Genomic DNA, 15640 nt, shown 5'->3' with positions numbered 1-15640 from the left:
TTTTTTTCGGTTTAAAATCACACATTTTTAAGAGCTTTTGGTAAAACTTATTAACGAAAACGTTTGAAGTTTTAGCTGTGTCAAAATTTAGGGTTATTAGCACTAATTTATTAAAATAAGTTTCCTAGCTTTACTACAATAAATTAATAAATGGCATCAAAAATTAAAAAAATAGCAGTATTTACTTCTGGAGGAGATTCTCCAGGAATGAACGCAGCAATTAGATCTGTAGTACGTACTTGTGCTTATTTAAAAGTAGAGTGTGTAGGTATTTATAGAGGGTATGAAGGTATGGTTGCGGGAGACTTTAAACCAATGGATGCCCGTAGTGTAAATAACATTATTAATAAAGGTGGTACTATATTAAAGTCTGCACGTTCAGATTCTTTTAGAACACCAGAAGGTCGTAAGCAAGCTTATGATAATCTTGTAGCTAACAATATAGATGCTTTTGTTGTAATTGGTGGTGATGGTAGCTTTACCGGAGCAATGATATTTAATAAGGAATATGATTTTCCTGTAATAGGCATACCTGGTACTATAGATAACGATATTTTTGGCACAACCTATACTTTAGGTTTTGATACAGCTTTAAACACAGTTGTAGACGCTATAGATAAAATTAGAGATACAGCTAGTTCTCATAACAGACTTTTCTTTGTAGAAGTTATGGGTAGAGATGTTGGGCATATTGCACTTAATGCAGGTGTTGGAGCAGGAGCAGAAGAAATATTAATACCAGAAGAAAACCTTGGTTTAGAGCGTTTGTTAGAGTCTTTAAAACGAAGCAAAAAATCTGGTAAATCTTCTAGTATTGTAATTGTTGCAGAAGGAGATAAAACGGGTAAAAATGTTTTTGAACTTAAAGAATATGTAGAAGAAAATTTACCAATATATGATGTGCGTGTATCTGTACTAGGTCATATGCAGCGTGGAGGAACACCTTCTTGTTTTGATCGTGTATTGGCAAGTAGAATGGGGGTAAGGGCTGTAGAAGCTTTGTTAGAAGGTAAAAGCAACTTAATGGTTGGTATACAAGACAACAAATTAATACTTACACCAATAGAACAAGCTATAAAGGGACACACAAAAATAGATAAAGAACTCATTAGAGTTTCAGACATAATGTCAACATAATTAATAACAAAAAGTAAGAAAATGTCAAATTTAAAAATAGGAATCAACGGATTTGGAAGAATAGGTAGGTTGGTTTTCAGAACAACAATAAAAAGAGGTGACGTAGATGTTGTTGCAATTAATGATTTATTAGATGTAGAACATTTAGCATACCTTTTAAAGTATGATTCTGTTCACGGAAAGTTTGATGGTACTGTTGAAGTAAATGATGGTAATTTAGTAGTAAACGGAAAAGTTGTTCGTATTACTGCAGAACGCGATCCTAAAGATATTAAATGGGATGCAGCTGGAGCAGAAGTTGTAGCTGAGTGTACTGGTATTTTTACAACTTTAGAAAAAGCACAATTGCATATTGATGGTGGTGCTAAAAAAGTGGTTATTTCTGCACCTTCTGCAGACGCGCCAATGTTTGTAATGGGTGTAAACCATACAGAAGCAAAAGCATCAGACTTAATTGTATCTAATGCATCTTGTACTACAAACTGTTTAGCTCCTGTAGCCAAAGTTTTAAATGATAATTTTGGTATAGAAGAAGCTTTAATGACTACTATCCACGCAAGTACTTCTACTCAGTTTGTTGTAGATTCTCCATCTAGAAAAAATTATAGATTAGGTAGATCTGCAATGGCAAATATTATTCCTTCTTCTACAGGTGCAGCAAAAGCGGTAGGTAAGGTTATTCCAGAATTAAATGGAAAATTAACTGGTATGGCTTTTAGAGTTCCTACACCAGATGTTTCTGTAGTAGATTTAACTGTAAGAGTTAAAAAAGAGACTTCTTATGAAGAAATTAAAAAGGTATTTAAAGCTGCTTCTGAAGGAGAATTAGCAGGTGTTTTAGGATATACTGAAGAAGATGTGGTTTCTCAAGATTTTGTAGGAGAAGCACAAACTAGTGTTTTTGATGCTGGAGCAGGAATTGAGTTAAGCTCAACTTTCTTTAAAATTATTTCTTGGTATGATAATGAAGCTGGTTATTCTAATAAATTAGTAGATTTAGCTCAGCACGTAGCTAGCTTATAAATCCATTTTATAATTGTGATATAGTATCCTGAGAATTGGTAGGTAGTAACTTATTTTCAGGATACATTAATTTTAAGTAATAACGTATGATTTTAATTGTAGATAGCGGTGCTACAAAGTCTGATTGGATAGCCTTAGATGATAAAGGTGACCAGTTATTTGTGACGCAAACATTAGGTTTAAGTCCAGAAGTTTTAACCAGAGAAGTTATAGAAGACAGACTGGCAAATAATTTTGAATTATCTAAAAACAAAGAAAAAGTAACTAAGCTGTTTTTTTACGGAGCAGGTTGTGGTACAGAGCGTATGCGTTTGTTTTTAAAAGATATTTTTAAATCCTTTTTTCCTAATGCAGAGGCACAAGTAAAAGAAGATACCTATGCAGCAATACACGCTACTACTAAGTTAGGAGATCCTGGTATTGTATGTATATTAGGTACTGGTTCTAATTGTAGTTATTATGATGGTGAAAAAGTACACCAAAAAGTAACATCTCTAGGGTATATTTTAATGGATGATGGTAGTGGTAATTTCTTTGGAAGAAAATTGTTGAGAGATTATTATTTTCATAAAATCCCTAAAGATTTGGCAGACAAATTTGCATCTGAATATGATTTAGAAGCAGATCTTATTAAAGAAAATTTATATAAGCAGCCAAACCCTAACACATACTTGGCAACTTTTGCTAAGTTTATAATAGAAAACAAAGAGCACCCTTATTGTAAAGGTGTTATTAATAAAGGCTTACAGCAGTTTATTAATAATAATGTTATGCAGTTTGATTTGGCAACTAAAGTACCTGTAAATTTTGTAGGTAGTATATCTTATTTTTTAAGAGAAGAGTTGGCTAAAGTTATAGAAAGAAACGACCTTATTTTAGGAGTTATTAGAAGAAGACCAATTGAAGGATTGGTAGATTTTCATAAAAGTAACTTGTAAAAAAGAGAGTGAAAATAACACATAAGTAAAAAAGCGCAATCTGTAATGGATTGCGCTTTTTTTATACTTACTAATTAAATTTTATTTTACGGCAATCATAGATATTTCTACATTTACAAACTTAGGTAAATTTTCTACTTCTACAGTCTCTCTTGCCGGTGCTGTATCTGCATTAAAATAAGAACCGTATACTTCATTAATTTCTGAGAACTGATGCATATCATTAACAAATATGCAAGATTTTACTACGTTTTCAAATGTCATTTCAGCTTCTGTAAGTATAGCTTTTAAGTTTTCCATACTTTGTTTAGTTTCAGCTTTAATATCACCTTCTATTAAATTTCCTGTTTTTGGGTCAATAGGTATTTGTCCGGATATGTATAAAGTGTTACCTGTTAATACAGCTTGGTTATATGGCCCAATTGGAGCAGGTGCATTTGTAGTTGTAATAATTTTTTTCATCTTAATTAAGTGTTTTTAATTATTTTAAAAAGAAGAAGAATACTTTAGAAATAAATGTTGTTTTATCTCTGGCTTCTTTGTTCCCATTTAAGGTCTTTAAGTATACTGCTCTTAATTCCTATAAAGAAATACCATCTTTCATAAGTACCAAAAGGAGTCCAGTTAAAGTTAAGTCTAAAACTCTTTAAATCTCTTTCAAAACGCAATTGTGTTAAAGAAAAACCTTGGTTTTTAAAATCGTAACCAGATGATACTCCAACTTTCCATCTAGGAGTTAAATCTACATTACCAGAAAACATTAAAGAGTGGTTGCTAATTTCATCCTGTCTGTTGGGGTTGCTATAGCTTACGGCATAGGCAAGCCTTATATCCCAAGGAATTGTGTTTTTGTATAACGGATTTTCTTTAACCTCTTCGTCTTCATTATCATTAAGGTTTCCTGGCCTGCCATTAAAATTATCTGCGGTTCCAAATAAGTCATCTGTTCTACCACCACTGGCGGCAACATAAGAGTCTCCGTTGTCCTTATTGTCATCCTCATTATCTTTATCCTTATCAAACATTTTACTACTTAAAGAGTATCCAATGTTGGCTCTTGCTGTGGTAAGTCTAAATAAGCTACCACCGTTATTAATATTTAGAGTATTAATTCTGGTGCCTTTGTTATCTATTGCGTAAGGATCTAGATTTGCAGAAAAGTTAATGGACATTTTTTTGTTTAAAATAGTAGTACCACCATTTACCCTAAACGGACTTAAACGTAGAGAGTCTGCTTGAAAATTATAATTAGTAGAAATATTAAAACTACTTAATAATGATATTTTTTTAGGCTCTGTTGCGGTAGAGTCTTTATCTTTTACTTTTGCCTCTAGCGTATTTTGTAAAGAAAAACTTAGAGCGCTACTTTGTGTTAAGCCAGGTGCACCATTTAAAGTTCCTTCAAACCTACTGTACTGTATGTATTCTCCATCAGCATTCATATACTCATCATAAGTTTCTTCAAAAGAAGGAGAGTAACTATAACCAATAGATGGACGCATTGTATGCCTTATAGCTTGTATGTTTTTGCTTTCATCAAAAGTCCAAGTACCGTACACTGTTGTTCCTAAACTAGCACTAAAGCTGTATTTGTTGTAGCGGTCAAAGCCATTTATTTTTTCAGATACTACTTCTTCTGTAGTTTCATCATAAGACTTGTTATAGGTTTCTAGCGTCCAAATATCTTCATAAGATCCACCAAGACTAACACTTAACTGTTTAAAAAGTTTAAAATTAGTGCTAATAGGTATTCTGTGTCTTGCTCCAACTCTTGCATCATCAAACATTTCAGACTTAAAGAAAAGTGAATCTACTGTTGTTATTTGGTTTTGCGCATTAACATCATATTGAAAATTGATGTTTTGTATGATCCCTTTTTTTAAGCCATCTTTTTTTGCAAACGGAAAAATACGCTCCATACTTGCTTGCATTGTAGGTAGCGTTAAGTTAATAACGTCTGTATTGGTGTTTTGGTTATGAGTAGCTGTTAAACTAAGGTTTACAGACGGGTATGCCGGAAACGTTTTGGAATAGGAAACAGAAGATGATAAGTTGTTATTTTGGGTATTGGGTACGTTGTATTGGTTTAACGAACTCCTGTAATAATCACTACTACCAAGGTTTACATTTGCAGATAACCTGGAGTTAGGGTTATTTTTAGGATCTTGCGTGTGTGATATTTGTATGTTGTAATTTGTAGACCTGCTGTAGTCTTCAAATCCTTTTTGACTATTTATCTGGTTCTCAAATCTAATATTAACATTTCCCTTGTATTTGTAACGTTTAGTGTAGACGGACTGCCCTCTAAAACCGTAACTACCATTGGTGTAAAAGTCTCCTTGTAGTGTTAAATCTACATAATCATTAATAGGAAAATAATAACCACCATTTTGTAAAAAATACCCTCTGTCTGGATCACTACCAAAAGTTGGAAAAATTAAGCCTGCAGTATTACCAGTTGTCATAGGAAAATAAGCAAACGGTAATGCAATTGGTGTAGGTACATCTGCAATAAACATATTACTATAACCTGCAATCATTTTTTTTCCGGGTACAAATTTACCTTTACGTACAAGTATATAATAGTCTGGATTTATAGTATCGTTAGATGTAGTAATTTTAGCTCTACTCATAAAATAAACAGAGTCGTTTTCCTTTTTTGTTTTCTCTGCATACACTTTCATAGCATCACTACCTATGCTTCCTAAACCAGCTTGTTGCTCTGTTCTAGAATTCCATATAAGTGCCTTTTGTGTATCAAAATTAAACCTTATAGAGTCTGGTTTAACAATTTGGTTTCCTTGTTTAAAATCTGGTAGCTGAGAGTAAACTCCAGTAGAGTCTTTAATACGGCCAGCATAAACTTCGTTTTTAGCAAGATCCATAATTATAATACCCGCTTTTAACTCTGTATCTTGGTAGTAAAGTTCAGCTTTATCATATAGGTAAATTTTACCCTCTTTACGGTCATAACGCATATAACCTTCTGCTTTTCTTTTTACAATATCTGCAAGTAAAGGCTCTTTTTTAGAGGTAGAATCTTGTATAATACTATCTTTTTTGACAGGGGCACCTAAGATATCTGCAGGAATTAATGGTGCTACTATAGTGTCTTTTTGTTTCTTTATAGTTAGTGGTATTACCTTATCTTCCTGTGCAGATAGGCTTAAAACCCCTAAAAACAGGAGTAAAGAAAAAAGTAAACGATGTTTATTTGATTGCAAGGCTATAAATCCTATTTTTGTATTGATTTGGCTCGTCGTTTTGGGCTTCAAACTTACGCATATTTTTTATTTTAAAATACGCATTAGAATAAATTTAACCTAAATGAATAAAACATTTAATAATTATATATTAAAATTTAACAGCTTTTCATCAATTAGACTATTGCTGCTTACTTTTTTACTTTCATCTTTTAGCATTAATTACAATTCTACTACAGCGCAAGATAAATTTGTAGTTGTTTTAGACGCTGGTCACGGTGGTCATGACCCAGGAAACTTGGGAAATGGTTACTTAGAAAAAAATATAGCATTAAATATTGTTTTAAAGGCAGGGGAGTTATTATCTCAAAACCCAAACATTAAAGTAATATACACCAGAAAGGACGATACCTTTGTAGATTTGTTTGAGCGCGGAGAAATAGCCAATAAAGCAAATGCAGACTTGTTTGTTTCTGTACATTGTGATTCTCACACATCAGATGCTCACGGTGCGGGTACTTTTGTTTTGGGGTTACACGCTAATAAGCAAAATTTTGAAATTGCTAAAAAAGAGAACTCTGTTATTTATTTAGAAGATAATTACCAGGCTAAATACTCTGAGTATAATATAGATTCTCCAGAGTCTGTAATTGGTTTAACTATAATGCAAGAAGAGTTTTTAGACCAAAGTATTGCTTTGGCAAAATTGTTGCAAGATAAGTTTTCTAACAAATTAAAAAGAACAGACCGTAAGGTTAAACAAGCTGGGTTTATAGTGTTACACCAAACCTTTATGCCTAGCGTTTTAATTGAAACAGGTTTTTTAACCAATAAAAATGAAGGTGCTTATTTAAATTCTAGATCTGGGCAATTAGAAATGGGAACTGCAATAGCAGAGGCTGTTGTTGGTTATATGGATCAGTTGGTGGCTAATGCTTTGGCAGCTACTGGTAATACGCCAGAGCCACAAGTAACCAAAGAGGTTGTACCAACTACTGTTAAAAAAGAAGTAGAAGAAGTTATAGAAAAAGATGTAGTAGTTACTAAAAAGCCAGCTATTAAGGAACCTGTAATAGTAAAAAAAGCACAAGAAGAAGCTAAAACAACCTTAGCAACGACAAAAAAAAGTACTATAGAATTTAGAGTGCAGCTTTTTGCAAGCGGAAAATCTATACCTTTAAAACCAGATAATTTTAAAGGACTTAATGCGTTAACAAAAGAACCAGTTAATAGTTTATTTCGTTATATGACAGGTAACGCTAAAACGTATTATGATGCTAAATTAATAAAGAGTAATGCAGATATAAAAGGATACACATCTTCTTACATAGTTGCCTATAAAGATGGCAAGCGTATTAATGTAGAGGATGCTATTAAACAATTAAAAGAATAATTCTAATTAAATTTAGAGTAAAACATATTTCTATTGAAACTATCTAGAGAATTAAAAACAGGAATAATTGTTATTGGCGGAATATTGCTATTTATATTAGGTTTTAGCTACCTAAAAGCAACGCCGTTGTTTGATAATAGTAAAACATTTTATGCAGTTTATGATGATGTTGGAGGTCTGCAACCAGGTACGCAGGTTTCTATAAACGGATTTTCTGTAGGTAAGGTAAATGACATTAGGTTTAAAGATAAAACAGGAAAGTTAATGGTAACTTTTACTGTAGATAGTGATTTTCAGTTTTCTAAAAATAGTATAGCAGAATTGTATGATACTGGTATTATTGGAGGAAAAGGAATTCAGATAATACCTGTTTTTGATAACGCAAAAATGGCAGAGTCTGGTGATACTTTGGTGACTAAAACAAAACCAGGGTTAACAGATCTTGTACAACAAAACCTGGCACCATTGCAAACAAAGGTAGAAGGAGCTATTTCTAATGCAGATTCACTTTTAATAAATGTAAATGATGTTTTAGATGCTAAAACAAAAAAGGATTTACAAAGTAGTATAGCTGGTTTAAATGATTTAATAAAGAGTTTTAAAGTAACTACAAACTCTTTAAATAGTTTAATGGCCAATAACAAAGAAGATTTAGAAGGCTCTTTGGCTAATATAAAAAAAATAACAGATGATTTTGCTAAAATATCTACCTCATTGTCTGAAGCAGAGCTAGATAAAAGCATTGCAGGGTTGCAAAAAACGGTTACTAACTTAGATAATTTGCTAACTAAAATAGATAAAGGTGAGGGTTCATTAGGAAAATTAATGAACAATGAAGAACTTTACAACAATCTGGCAGGCGCATCTAAAGAGTTAGATTTACTATTACAAGATTTTAGATTAAACCCTAAACGTTATGTAAATGTTTCTGTTTTTGGTAAAAAACAAAAAGAATATACATTACCAGAAAATGACCCTGCAGATACTTTAAAAAACTAAATAACTAACTATTATATATGGATTACCTTCCCAACATTATTTTCTTACTAGTATTAGTTGCTGGTATAGGATTTTTTGCTAAAAACGTAAAAGCACTTTCTCGTAATATTAAATTAGGAAAAGATGTAGATGTAAGTGATAACAAACCACAACGCTGGAAAAATATGGCACGTATTGCATTAGGACAAACCAAAATGGTTGTGCGTCCTGTTGCAGGTATTTTACACATTGTTGTATACGTTGGTTTTATAATTATTAATATAGAAGTGCTAGAAATTATTTTAGACGGATTGCTTGGTACACACCGTATTTTTGCGCCATTAGGTGTTGTTTATGATGTGTTAATTGGTTCTTTTGAAATTTTAGCGTTTTTAGTAATTGTTTCGGTTGTTATCTTTTGGGTAAGAAGAAATGTTATAAAAATTCAACGTTTTTTAAAGCCAGAAATGAAAGGTTGGCCTAAAAAAGATGGTAACCTTATATTGTATATAGAGTTTGTTTTAATGACGCTTTTTTTAACAATGAATGCAGCAGATTTTCAATTACAAACTATAGATGCACTACACTATGTTAAAGCAGGGTCATTTCCTGTTAGTCAGTTTATAGCTCCAATTTTTAGCGGTATGTCAGAGGCTAGTTTAATAGTTGTAGAACGTTCTGCATGGTGGTTGCACATTATTGGTATATTACTTTTCTTAAATTACCTTTATTATTCTAAGCACTTACATATTTTATTAGCTTTCCCTAATACATACTACGGAAAAGTAAAGCCAAAAGGACAATTAGATAACCTTGAAGCAGTAACAGCAGAGGTTAAAATGATGATGGATCCAGATGCAGATCCTTTTGCAGCACCTGCTGAAGGAGCAGATGAGGCTGCTGAACCAGATAAATTTGGTGCATCAGATGTTACAGATTTAAACTGGGTACAGTTGTTAAATTCATATACCTGTACAGAATGTGGTAGATGTACTAGTGAGTGTCCTGCAAACCAAACAGGTAAATTATTATCACCAAGAAAGATAATGATGGATACCAGAGATAGGCTTCAGGAAGTAGGTAATAATATAGACAAAAATAAAGGCGAGTTTGTAGCAGACGGCAAACAATTGCTGGGAGATTATATTACAGAAGAAGAGCTATGGGCGTGTACATCATGTAATGCTTGTACAGAGGCTTGTCCTGTTAGTATAGACCCTTTATCTATAATTATGGATATGCGTCGTTACTTGGTAATGGAGCAGTCTGCAGCACCATCAGACTTAAATAATATGATGGGGAATATAGAAAACAACGGAGCGCCTTGGCCATTTAATCAAATGGATAGGTTAAACTGGAAAAACGAATCTTAAATAGAAATCCAAAATATTTATGAGTAACGAATTAAAAGTGCCAACAATGGCAGAGTTATTTGCCGAGGGTAAACAACCAGAAGTTTTATTTTGGGTTGGATGTGCAGGAAGTTTTGACGATAGAGCAAAAAAAATTACCAAAGCATTTGTAAAAATTTTAAATAAAGCAAACGTTAGTTTTGCTGTTTTAGGAACAGAAGAAAGCTGTACAGGTGATCCAGCAAAAAGAGCAGGAAATGAATTTTTATTTCAAATGCAAGCAGTTACCAATATAGAGGTAATGAATGCTTATGAAGTTAAAAAAGTAGTTACAGCTTGTCCGCACTGTTTTAATACTATAAAAAATGAATACCCAGGGTTAGGTGGTAACTATGAAGTAGTTCACCATACGCAGTTTTTAAAAGATTTATTGGCTGAAGGTAGAATTACTATGGAAGGCGGACAGTATAAAGGAAAACGTATTACTTTTCATGACCCTTGTTATTTAGGTAGAGCAAATGGTGTTTATGAAGCACCAAGAGACCTAATACGTAAGCTTGATGCTGAACTTGTAGAAATGAAAAACTGCAAGAAAAAAGGATTGTGTTGTGGTGCTGGTGGAGCGCAAATGTTTAAAGAACCAGAAAATGGTAACAAAGATGTTAATGTAGAGCGTACAGAGCAGGCTTTGGGTACAAAACCAGAAATTATTGCCGCTGGGTGTCCTTTTTGCAATACAATGATGACAGACGGTGTTAAGAGTAAAGAAAAAGAAGGAGAAGTAGAAGTTTTGGATATTGCAGAACTTATTGCTAAAGCAGAAGATTTGTAAAATAATCTTCTAGGTAGATTGGAAGTTTTATAAAAAATAAACGTCTATTTACTTTTAATAAAATAATTATGCTAGTAGATTTTAAAGATTTGCCAGATACATCTCGTATTTGGATATACCAGGCCAATAGGTCTTTAACTCCAGAAGAGTTAGCTGAGATAAAAGAGGGTTTAGATGCTTTTATAGTAGATTGGACTGCTCACGGTAGTAACCTAACTGCAGGTTATGAAATAAAATACAAACGTTTTATAGTATTAGGTTTAGATCAAACCAATGCTTCGGCAACAGGTTGTTCTATAGATGCTTCAGTACGTTTTATTCAAAGTTTAGAGCAAAAATATAATATAGATTTGTTAGATAAGATGAACGTGTCTTACAAACAAGGAGAATTTGTAGCTTACAAAACTTTGGTAGACTTTAAAAAGATGGCTAAAAATAAATCGGTCTCTAAAAAAACTATTGTATTTAATAACCTTGTAGCTAATAAGCACGAGTATTTAAACCACTGGGAAGTTCCAGCAGAAGAAAGTTGGCACAGTAGGTTTATGTAATATAAAGTTCCCCAAATCTTTTATACTTACTAAGTAAAGTTCTTAACCTACAGATTTACTTAAAAACAAACCTGTTTTACATTCGTTTATGCGGTTATTAGTTTCATTTTCCTTATTTTTTTTTAGTTTTTTAGTAGTTAATGCTCAAGAGTTAGATTCTTTGGTTACTACATTAGATCCCTTATTAACAAAGGATTCTATTTTACAAAAAAAATGGGTAGATGCGCAGTACAATGCAATGACTTTAGATGAAAAAGTAGGGCAGTTGTTTATGGTTAGTGTTGCATCAAACCAAAATAAACAGCAAACAGATAAAATAAAAGAGCTTATAGTTAAAGAAAATATTGGCGGTGTCATTTTTTCTAAAGGCGGACCTGTACGGCAGGCTAAATTGACTAATAGTTATCAAAAAGCAGCAAAAATACCTTTATTAATAGGTATGGATGCAGAGTGGGGTTTGGCAATGCGTTTAGACTCTACTTATGCATTTCCTTGGAATATGACTCTTGGTGCCATAAAAAACAATGCAGTAGTAGAAAAAGTAGCAGCGCAAATTGGTAAGCACTCTAAACGTATGGGTGTGCACATTAATTTTGCTCCTGATATTGATATAAATACAAACCCATTAAATCCAATTATAGGAAATAGATCTTTTGGAGAAGATAAGAGAAATGTTGCAAAAAAGGGAATAGCCTTTGTAAACGGGTTTGAAAAAGCAGGTATATTGTCTAGCGGTAAGCACTTTCCTGGACACGGAGATACAGCAACAGATTCTCATAAAACATTACCTGTAATCAATTTTAGTAAAGAAAGGTTAGATAGTATAGAGCTTTATCCGTTTAAAGAACTCATAAATCACGGAAAATTAAGTAGTGTAATGGTAGCGCACCTAAATATTCCAAGTCTAGAAACTAGACCAAATTACCCTTCTTCATTATCAGAAAATATAGTAACTAATTTATTGCAAAAAACACTACAGTATAAAGGGTTAGTTTTTACAGATGCCTTAAATATGAAAGGTGTTGCAACCCATACAGATCCTGGAGACGCAGATTTAACAGCTTTTATGGCTGGTAATGACATTTTATTAATGCCCTTAGATGTAGCAAAAGGAAAAGAAAAAATAATTGAAGCCTACAATTATGGGGTTATAACTGAAAAGCGTTTAGCACATTCAGTAAAAAAAATATTAAAAGCAAAGTATAAAGCAGATTTACATAACCACAATTTGGTAAGTCTTAAGAATTTGTATGAAGATTTAAATACATTAAGTAATGACTTGGTGTATGAAGAGGCAATAGAAGAGGCTATTACAGTTGTTAAAAATAAGTTAGATCTATTACCAGTTGTTAAATTAGAAAACAAAAAAATAGCTTATTTAAGTTTAGGAGATGCTTCTGGCGAAGATTTTTTACAGGAGCTTAAAAAATATACTACAGTAACAGAAGTAAAGGAAGATAATCTTCAAATTTTACTTCAAAAGTTGCAGCAGTACAACCTTATAATTATTGGGCATCATAAAAGTAATGGTAGTCCTTGGAAATCGTATCAACTTTCAACTAAAGATGCCGAAATTGTAAAAGCAGTTTCAGCATTAAGAACATCAAATTCTATTTTAGTAAATTTTGCTAAACCCTATACACTTTTAAACAAAGATTTGTCTACAATTGACGCTGTTGTTTTGGGGTATCAAAATAGTGCTATAGCGCAGCAAAAAACAGCACAAATGCTTTTTGGAGCTATAGGAGCAAAAGGTAGCTTACCAGTTTCTATAAGTAATACTTATCCGGTAGGGACGGGAGTAAAATTTGAATCATTAAAAAGGTTAGGGTATGATTATCCTGAGCGTGTAGGCTTAAGTACATATGGTTTACAAAGAATAGATACACTGGTATCTGCGGGTATAGACTCTTTAATGTTTCCTGGAGCACAGGTTTTAGTAGCTCGTAAAGGAAAAGTAGTTTACCATAAAAGTTTTGGAAAACCCACATACGAGTCTAATGAAAAAATAACAAATAATTATATATATGACCTTGCCTCTGTAACCAAAATTTTAGGAACACTACCTATGATTATGAAAATGGAAGAAGAGAATAAAATAGCGTTAAATAATACGTTTAAAGATCTAATTCCGGAATATGCAGATACAGAGTTAAAAGATGTTACGGTACTAAAAGCTTTGTCTCACTACGGTAGGCTACCAGCTTGGATTGCTTTTTATGTAAGTACTTTAGACGATCATAGAAAACCCTCTAGAGAATTTTATAGCAGTAAAAAGTCAGATGACTATCCGTACAAAGTTTTTGATCATTTATACTTAACAAAAGCTTATAAAGATTCAATTTACAATAGAATTGGTAGGCAAGACCTAAAATCTAATAGGTATAGATATAGTGACGTAGGCTACTATGTTTTTAAAAAATATATAGAAGATACTTATAATGATGATTTAGACAAGTTGGTAGATAATTTTTTGTACCAACCAATAGGATCAAACCGTACAGCATACAACCCTTTAGAGAAGTTTTCTAAAGATATGATAGTGCCATCAGAAAAAGATAATTATTACCGTTACGCAACCGTACAAGGATATGTACATGATATGGGAGCAGCTATGCAAGGTGGAGTAGGAGGTCATGCAGGTTTGTTTAGTAACGCTAATGATGTGGCTAAAATTATGCAAATGTACTTGCAAGGTGGTTATTATGGTGGTAAACGGTACTTTAACGAACGAACAATAAAGAAGTTTAATACATGTTACTTTTGTGATGAGGATGTCCGTAGAGGTGTAGGCTTTGATAAGCCACAGTTAAAAGGATCTGGTTCTACTTGTGGCTGTGTTTCCAGAAAAAGTTTTGGACATAGTGGTTTTACAGGTACTTATACATGGGCAGATCCAGAAGAAGAAATAGTGTATGTATTTTTATCAAACAGAACTTATCCTACCCAAAACAACAATCTTTTAGTTAAATCTGGGTTAAGAACCAGAATTCAGCAGATAATTTACGACGCTATACTAAATTAAAATATTAATTTTGCTAGAATGAAAATAGCTATAGTTTGTTACCCAACCTTTGGGGGAAGTGGTGTAGTTGCCACTGAGTTAGGAATTGCCCTTGCAAATAGAGGTCATGAAATACATTTTGTAACTTATAGACAGCCAGTTAGGCTAGAGTTGTTAAACGAACGTATACATTTTCATGAAGTAAATGTACCAGAATATCCATTATTTAAATACCAACCTTACGAGCTTGCTTTGTCTAGTAAGTTGGTAGATACGGTTAAGTTCTTTGGAATAGAAATGTTGCATGTACATTATGCTATTCCGCACGCATATGCAGGCTATATGGCTAAAAAAATGTTAGAGGAGGAAGGTATTTATATACCTATGGTAACTACATTACACGGTACAGACATTACCTTGGTAGGTAAGCATCCGTTTTACAAACCAGCAGTAACATTTAGTATAAATAAGTCAGAAGTTGTTACTTCAGTTTCAGAAAATTTAAAACAGAGTACATTAGATCTTTTTCATATTAAAAAAGAAATAAATGTAGTACCTAATTTTATAGATAAGAGCAATTATAATGCAGATTATACAGATTGTCAACGTTCTTTAATGGCTAATGATGATGAGCGCATTATAACTCATATTAGTAATTTTAGAAAAGTTAAGAGAATACCAGACGTAGTTCAAATATTTAAAAAAATTGTAGATGTAACAGCTGCCAAGTTAATTATGGTAGGTGAGGGGCCAGAAAAGGCTAAGGCAGAACAATTGGCAGAAGATTTAGGAATAAAAGATAAGGTGGTATTTTTAGGTAATAGTAATGAAGTAGATCGTATTTTATGTTTTACAGATTTGTTTTTATTGCCCTCAGAAACAGAAAGTTTTGGATTAGCAGCTTTAGAAGCAATGATGCATAGAGTGCCTGTAATATCTAGTAATACTGGAGGTATACCAGAAGTTAATGTAGATGGTGTTACTGGGTATATGAGCAATGTTGGAGACGTAGATAGTATGGCTTTTAATGCACTTAAAATTTTAAAGGATGATGAAACTTTAAATACCTTTAAAGACAATGCAGAAAAAGAAGCTCATAAGTTTGATATAGTTAATATTCTTCCGCTTTATGAAAACATCTACCAAGATGCCTTTAAAAAGTACTACAAAAATACACATCAATAAGTTTTGTTAAAAGCTGTTTTACATCGATGAAAGCTACTGTTTAC

12 protein-coding genes are annotated in these 15640 nt (G+C 32.6%); 10 read left to right on the top strand and 2 right to left on the bottom strand.

Features of this window, described 5'->3' with window-relative positions; all coding sequences use genetic code 11:
- Nucleotides 1-150 precede the first annotated feature (150 nt).
- From pfkA to JM80_RS13890, 3 genes are all read left to right on the top strand, one after another.
- Nucleotides 151-1137, top strand: coding sequence for a 6-phosphofructokinase (gene pfkA / locus JM80_RS13900; RefSeq protein ID WP_144710637.1), 987 nt, complete (start codon nucleotides 151-153; stop codon nucleotides 1135-1137).
- 21 nt (nucleotides 1138-1158) lie between these two features.
- On the top strand, nucleotides 1159-2160 hold the full coding sequence (gap, locus tag JM80_RS13895; RefSeq protein WP_013622158.1) for a type I glyceraldehyde-3-phosphate dehydrogenase: 1002 nt from the start codon (nucleotides 1159-1161) through the stop codon (nucleotides 2158-2160).
- An 86-nt stretch (nucleotides 2161-2246) separates the two neighbouring features.
- Nucleotides 2247-3098: a hypothetical protein gene (locus JM80_RS13890; RefSeq protein ID WP_013622159.1), complete on the top strand. Its 852-nt coding sequence runs from the start codon at nucleotides 2247-2249 to the stop codon at nucleotides 3096-3098.
- 81 nt (nucleotides 3099-3179) lie between these two features.
- On the opposite strand, the gene JM80_RS13885 is transcribed toward JM80_RS13890, so the two are convergent.
- Complete coding sequence (locus JM80_RS13885) at nucleotides 3180-3560, bottom strand: RidA family protein (RefSeq protein ID WP_144710635.1); 381 nt, start codon at nucleotides 3558-3560, stop codon at nucleotides 3180-3182.
- A gap of 62 nt (nucleotides 3561-3622) precedes the next feature.
- Nucleotides 3623-6322 (bottom strand): putative LPS assembly protein LptD, encoded by a 2700-nt coding sequence (locus JM80_RS13880; protein WP_255436815.1) that lies wholly within the window; start codon nucleotides 6320-6322, stop codon nucleotides 3623-3625.
- Nucleotides 6323-6425: 103 nt separating this feature from the next.
- On the opposite strand from JM80_RS13880, the gene JM80_RS13875 reads away from it, so the two are divergent.
- The 7 genes from JM80_RS13875 (at nucleotide 6426) to bshA (ending at nucleotide 15596) form a co-directional block, all read left to right on the top strand.
- A complete protein-coding gene (locus tag JM80_RS13875) occupies nucleotides 6426-7694 on the top strand; it encodes an N-acetylmuramoyl-L-alanine amidase (RefSeq protein WP_144710631.1) in 1269 nt (422 codons plus the stop codon).
- A 33-nt stretch (nucleotides 7695-7727) separates the two neighbouring features.
- Nucleotides 7728-8693, top strand: coding sequence for an MlaD family protein (locus tag JM80_RS13870; RefSeq protein ID WP_089119059.1), 966 nt, complete (start codon nucleotides 7728-7730; stop codon nucleotides 8691-8693).
- 17 nt (nucleotides 8694-8710) lie between these two features.
- Complete coding sequence (locus JM80_RS13865) at nucleotides 8711-10045, top strand: (Fe-S)-binding protein (protein ID WP_034644694.1); 1335 nt, start codon at nucleotides 8711-8713, stop codon at nucleotides 10043-10045.
- Nucleotides 10046-10064: 19 nt separating this feature from the next.
- Nucleotides 10065-10856 (top strand): (Fe-S)-binding protein, encoded by a 792-nt coding sequence (locus tag JM80_RS13860; protein ID WP_144710629.1) that lies wholly within the window; start codon nucleotides 10065-10067, stop codon nucleotides 10854-10856.
- A 68-nt stretch (nucleotides 10857-10924) separates the two neighbouring features.
- On the top strand, nucleotides 10925-11407 hold the full coding sequence (locus JM80_RS13855) for a hypothetical protein (protein ID WP_013622166.1): 483 nt from the start codon (nucleotides 10925-10927) through the stop codon (nucleotides 11405-11407).
- A gap of 88 nt (nucleotides 11408-11495) precedes the next feature.
- The gene (locus JM80_RS13850) at nucleotides 11496-14432 is read left to right on the top strand and encodes a glycoside hydrolase family 3 N-terminal domain-containing protein (protein ID WP_144710627.1); all 2937 of its coding nucleotides are present in this window, start codon (nucleotides 11496-11498) and stop codon (nucleotides 14430-14432) included.
- A gap of 18 nt (nucleotides 14433-14450) precedes the next feature.
- Nucleotides 14451-15596 (top strand): N-acetyl-alpha-D-glucosaminyl L-malate synthase BshA, encoded by a 1146-nt coding sequence (gene bshA / locus JM80_RS13845; RefSeq protein WP_144710625.1) that lies wholly within the window; start codon nucleotides 14451-14453, stop codon nucleotides 15594-15596.
- Nucleotides 15597-15640 lie beyond the last annotated feature (44 nt).

The organism is Cellulophaga sp. RHA_52 (assembly GCF_007827205.1).
Taxonomy (GTDB): Bacteria; Bacteroidota; Bacteroidia; order Flavobacteriales; family Flavobacteriaceae; genus Cellulophaga; species Cellulophaga lytica.
The sequence above is the reverse complement of the archived record's forward strand: the minus strand, read 5'-3'. Positions and strand labels throughout refer to the sequence as shown.

Excerpts from the sequence above, each read along its gene's own strand:
- JM80_RS13885 (WP_144710635.1), bottom strand. The coding sequence starts at position 3,560 with ATGAAAAAAATTATTACAACTACAAATGCACCTGCTCCAATTGGGCCA.
- JM80_RS13850 (WP_144710627.1), top strand. The coding sequence starts at position 11,496 with ATGCGGTTATTAGTTTCATTTTCCTTATTTTTTTTTAGTTTTTTAGTA.
- JM80_RS13865 (WP_034644694.1), top strand. The coding sequence starts at position 8,711 with ATGGATTACCTTCCCAACATTATTTTCTTACTAGTATTAGTTGCTGGT.
- JM80_RS13855 (WP_013622166.1), top strand. The coding sequence starts at position 10,925 with ATGCTAGTAGATTTTAAAGATTTGCCAGATACATCTCGTATTTGGATA.
- gap (WP_013622158.1), top strand. The coding sequence starts at position 1,159 with ATGTCAAATTTAAAAATAGGAATCAACGGATTTGGAAGAATAGGTAGG.
- pfkA (WP_144710637.1), top strand. The coding sequence starts at position 151 with ATGGCATCAAAAATTAAAAAAATAGCAGTATTTACTTCTGGAGGAGAT.
- JM80_RS13860 (WP_144710629.1), top strand. The coding sequence starts at position 10,065 with ATGAGTAACGAATTAAAAGTGCCAACAATGGCAGAGTTATTTGCCGAG.
- JM80_RS13890 (WP_013622159.1), top strand. The coding sequence starts at position 2,247 with ATGATTTTAATTGTAGATAGCGGTGCTACAAAGTCTGATTGGATAGCC.
- JM80_RS13875 (WP_144710631.1), top strand. The coding sequence starts at position 6,426 with ATGAATAAAACATTTAATAATTATATATTAAAATTTAACAGCTTTTCA.
- bshA (WP_144710625.1), top strand. The coding sequence starts at position 14,451 with ATGAAAATAGCTATAGTTTGTTACCCAACCTTTGGGGGAAGTGGTGTA.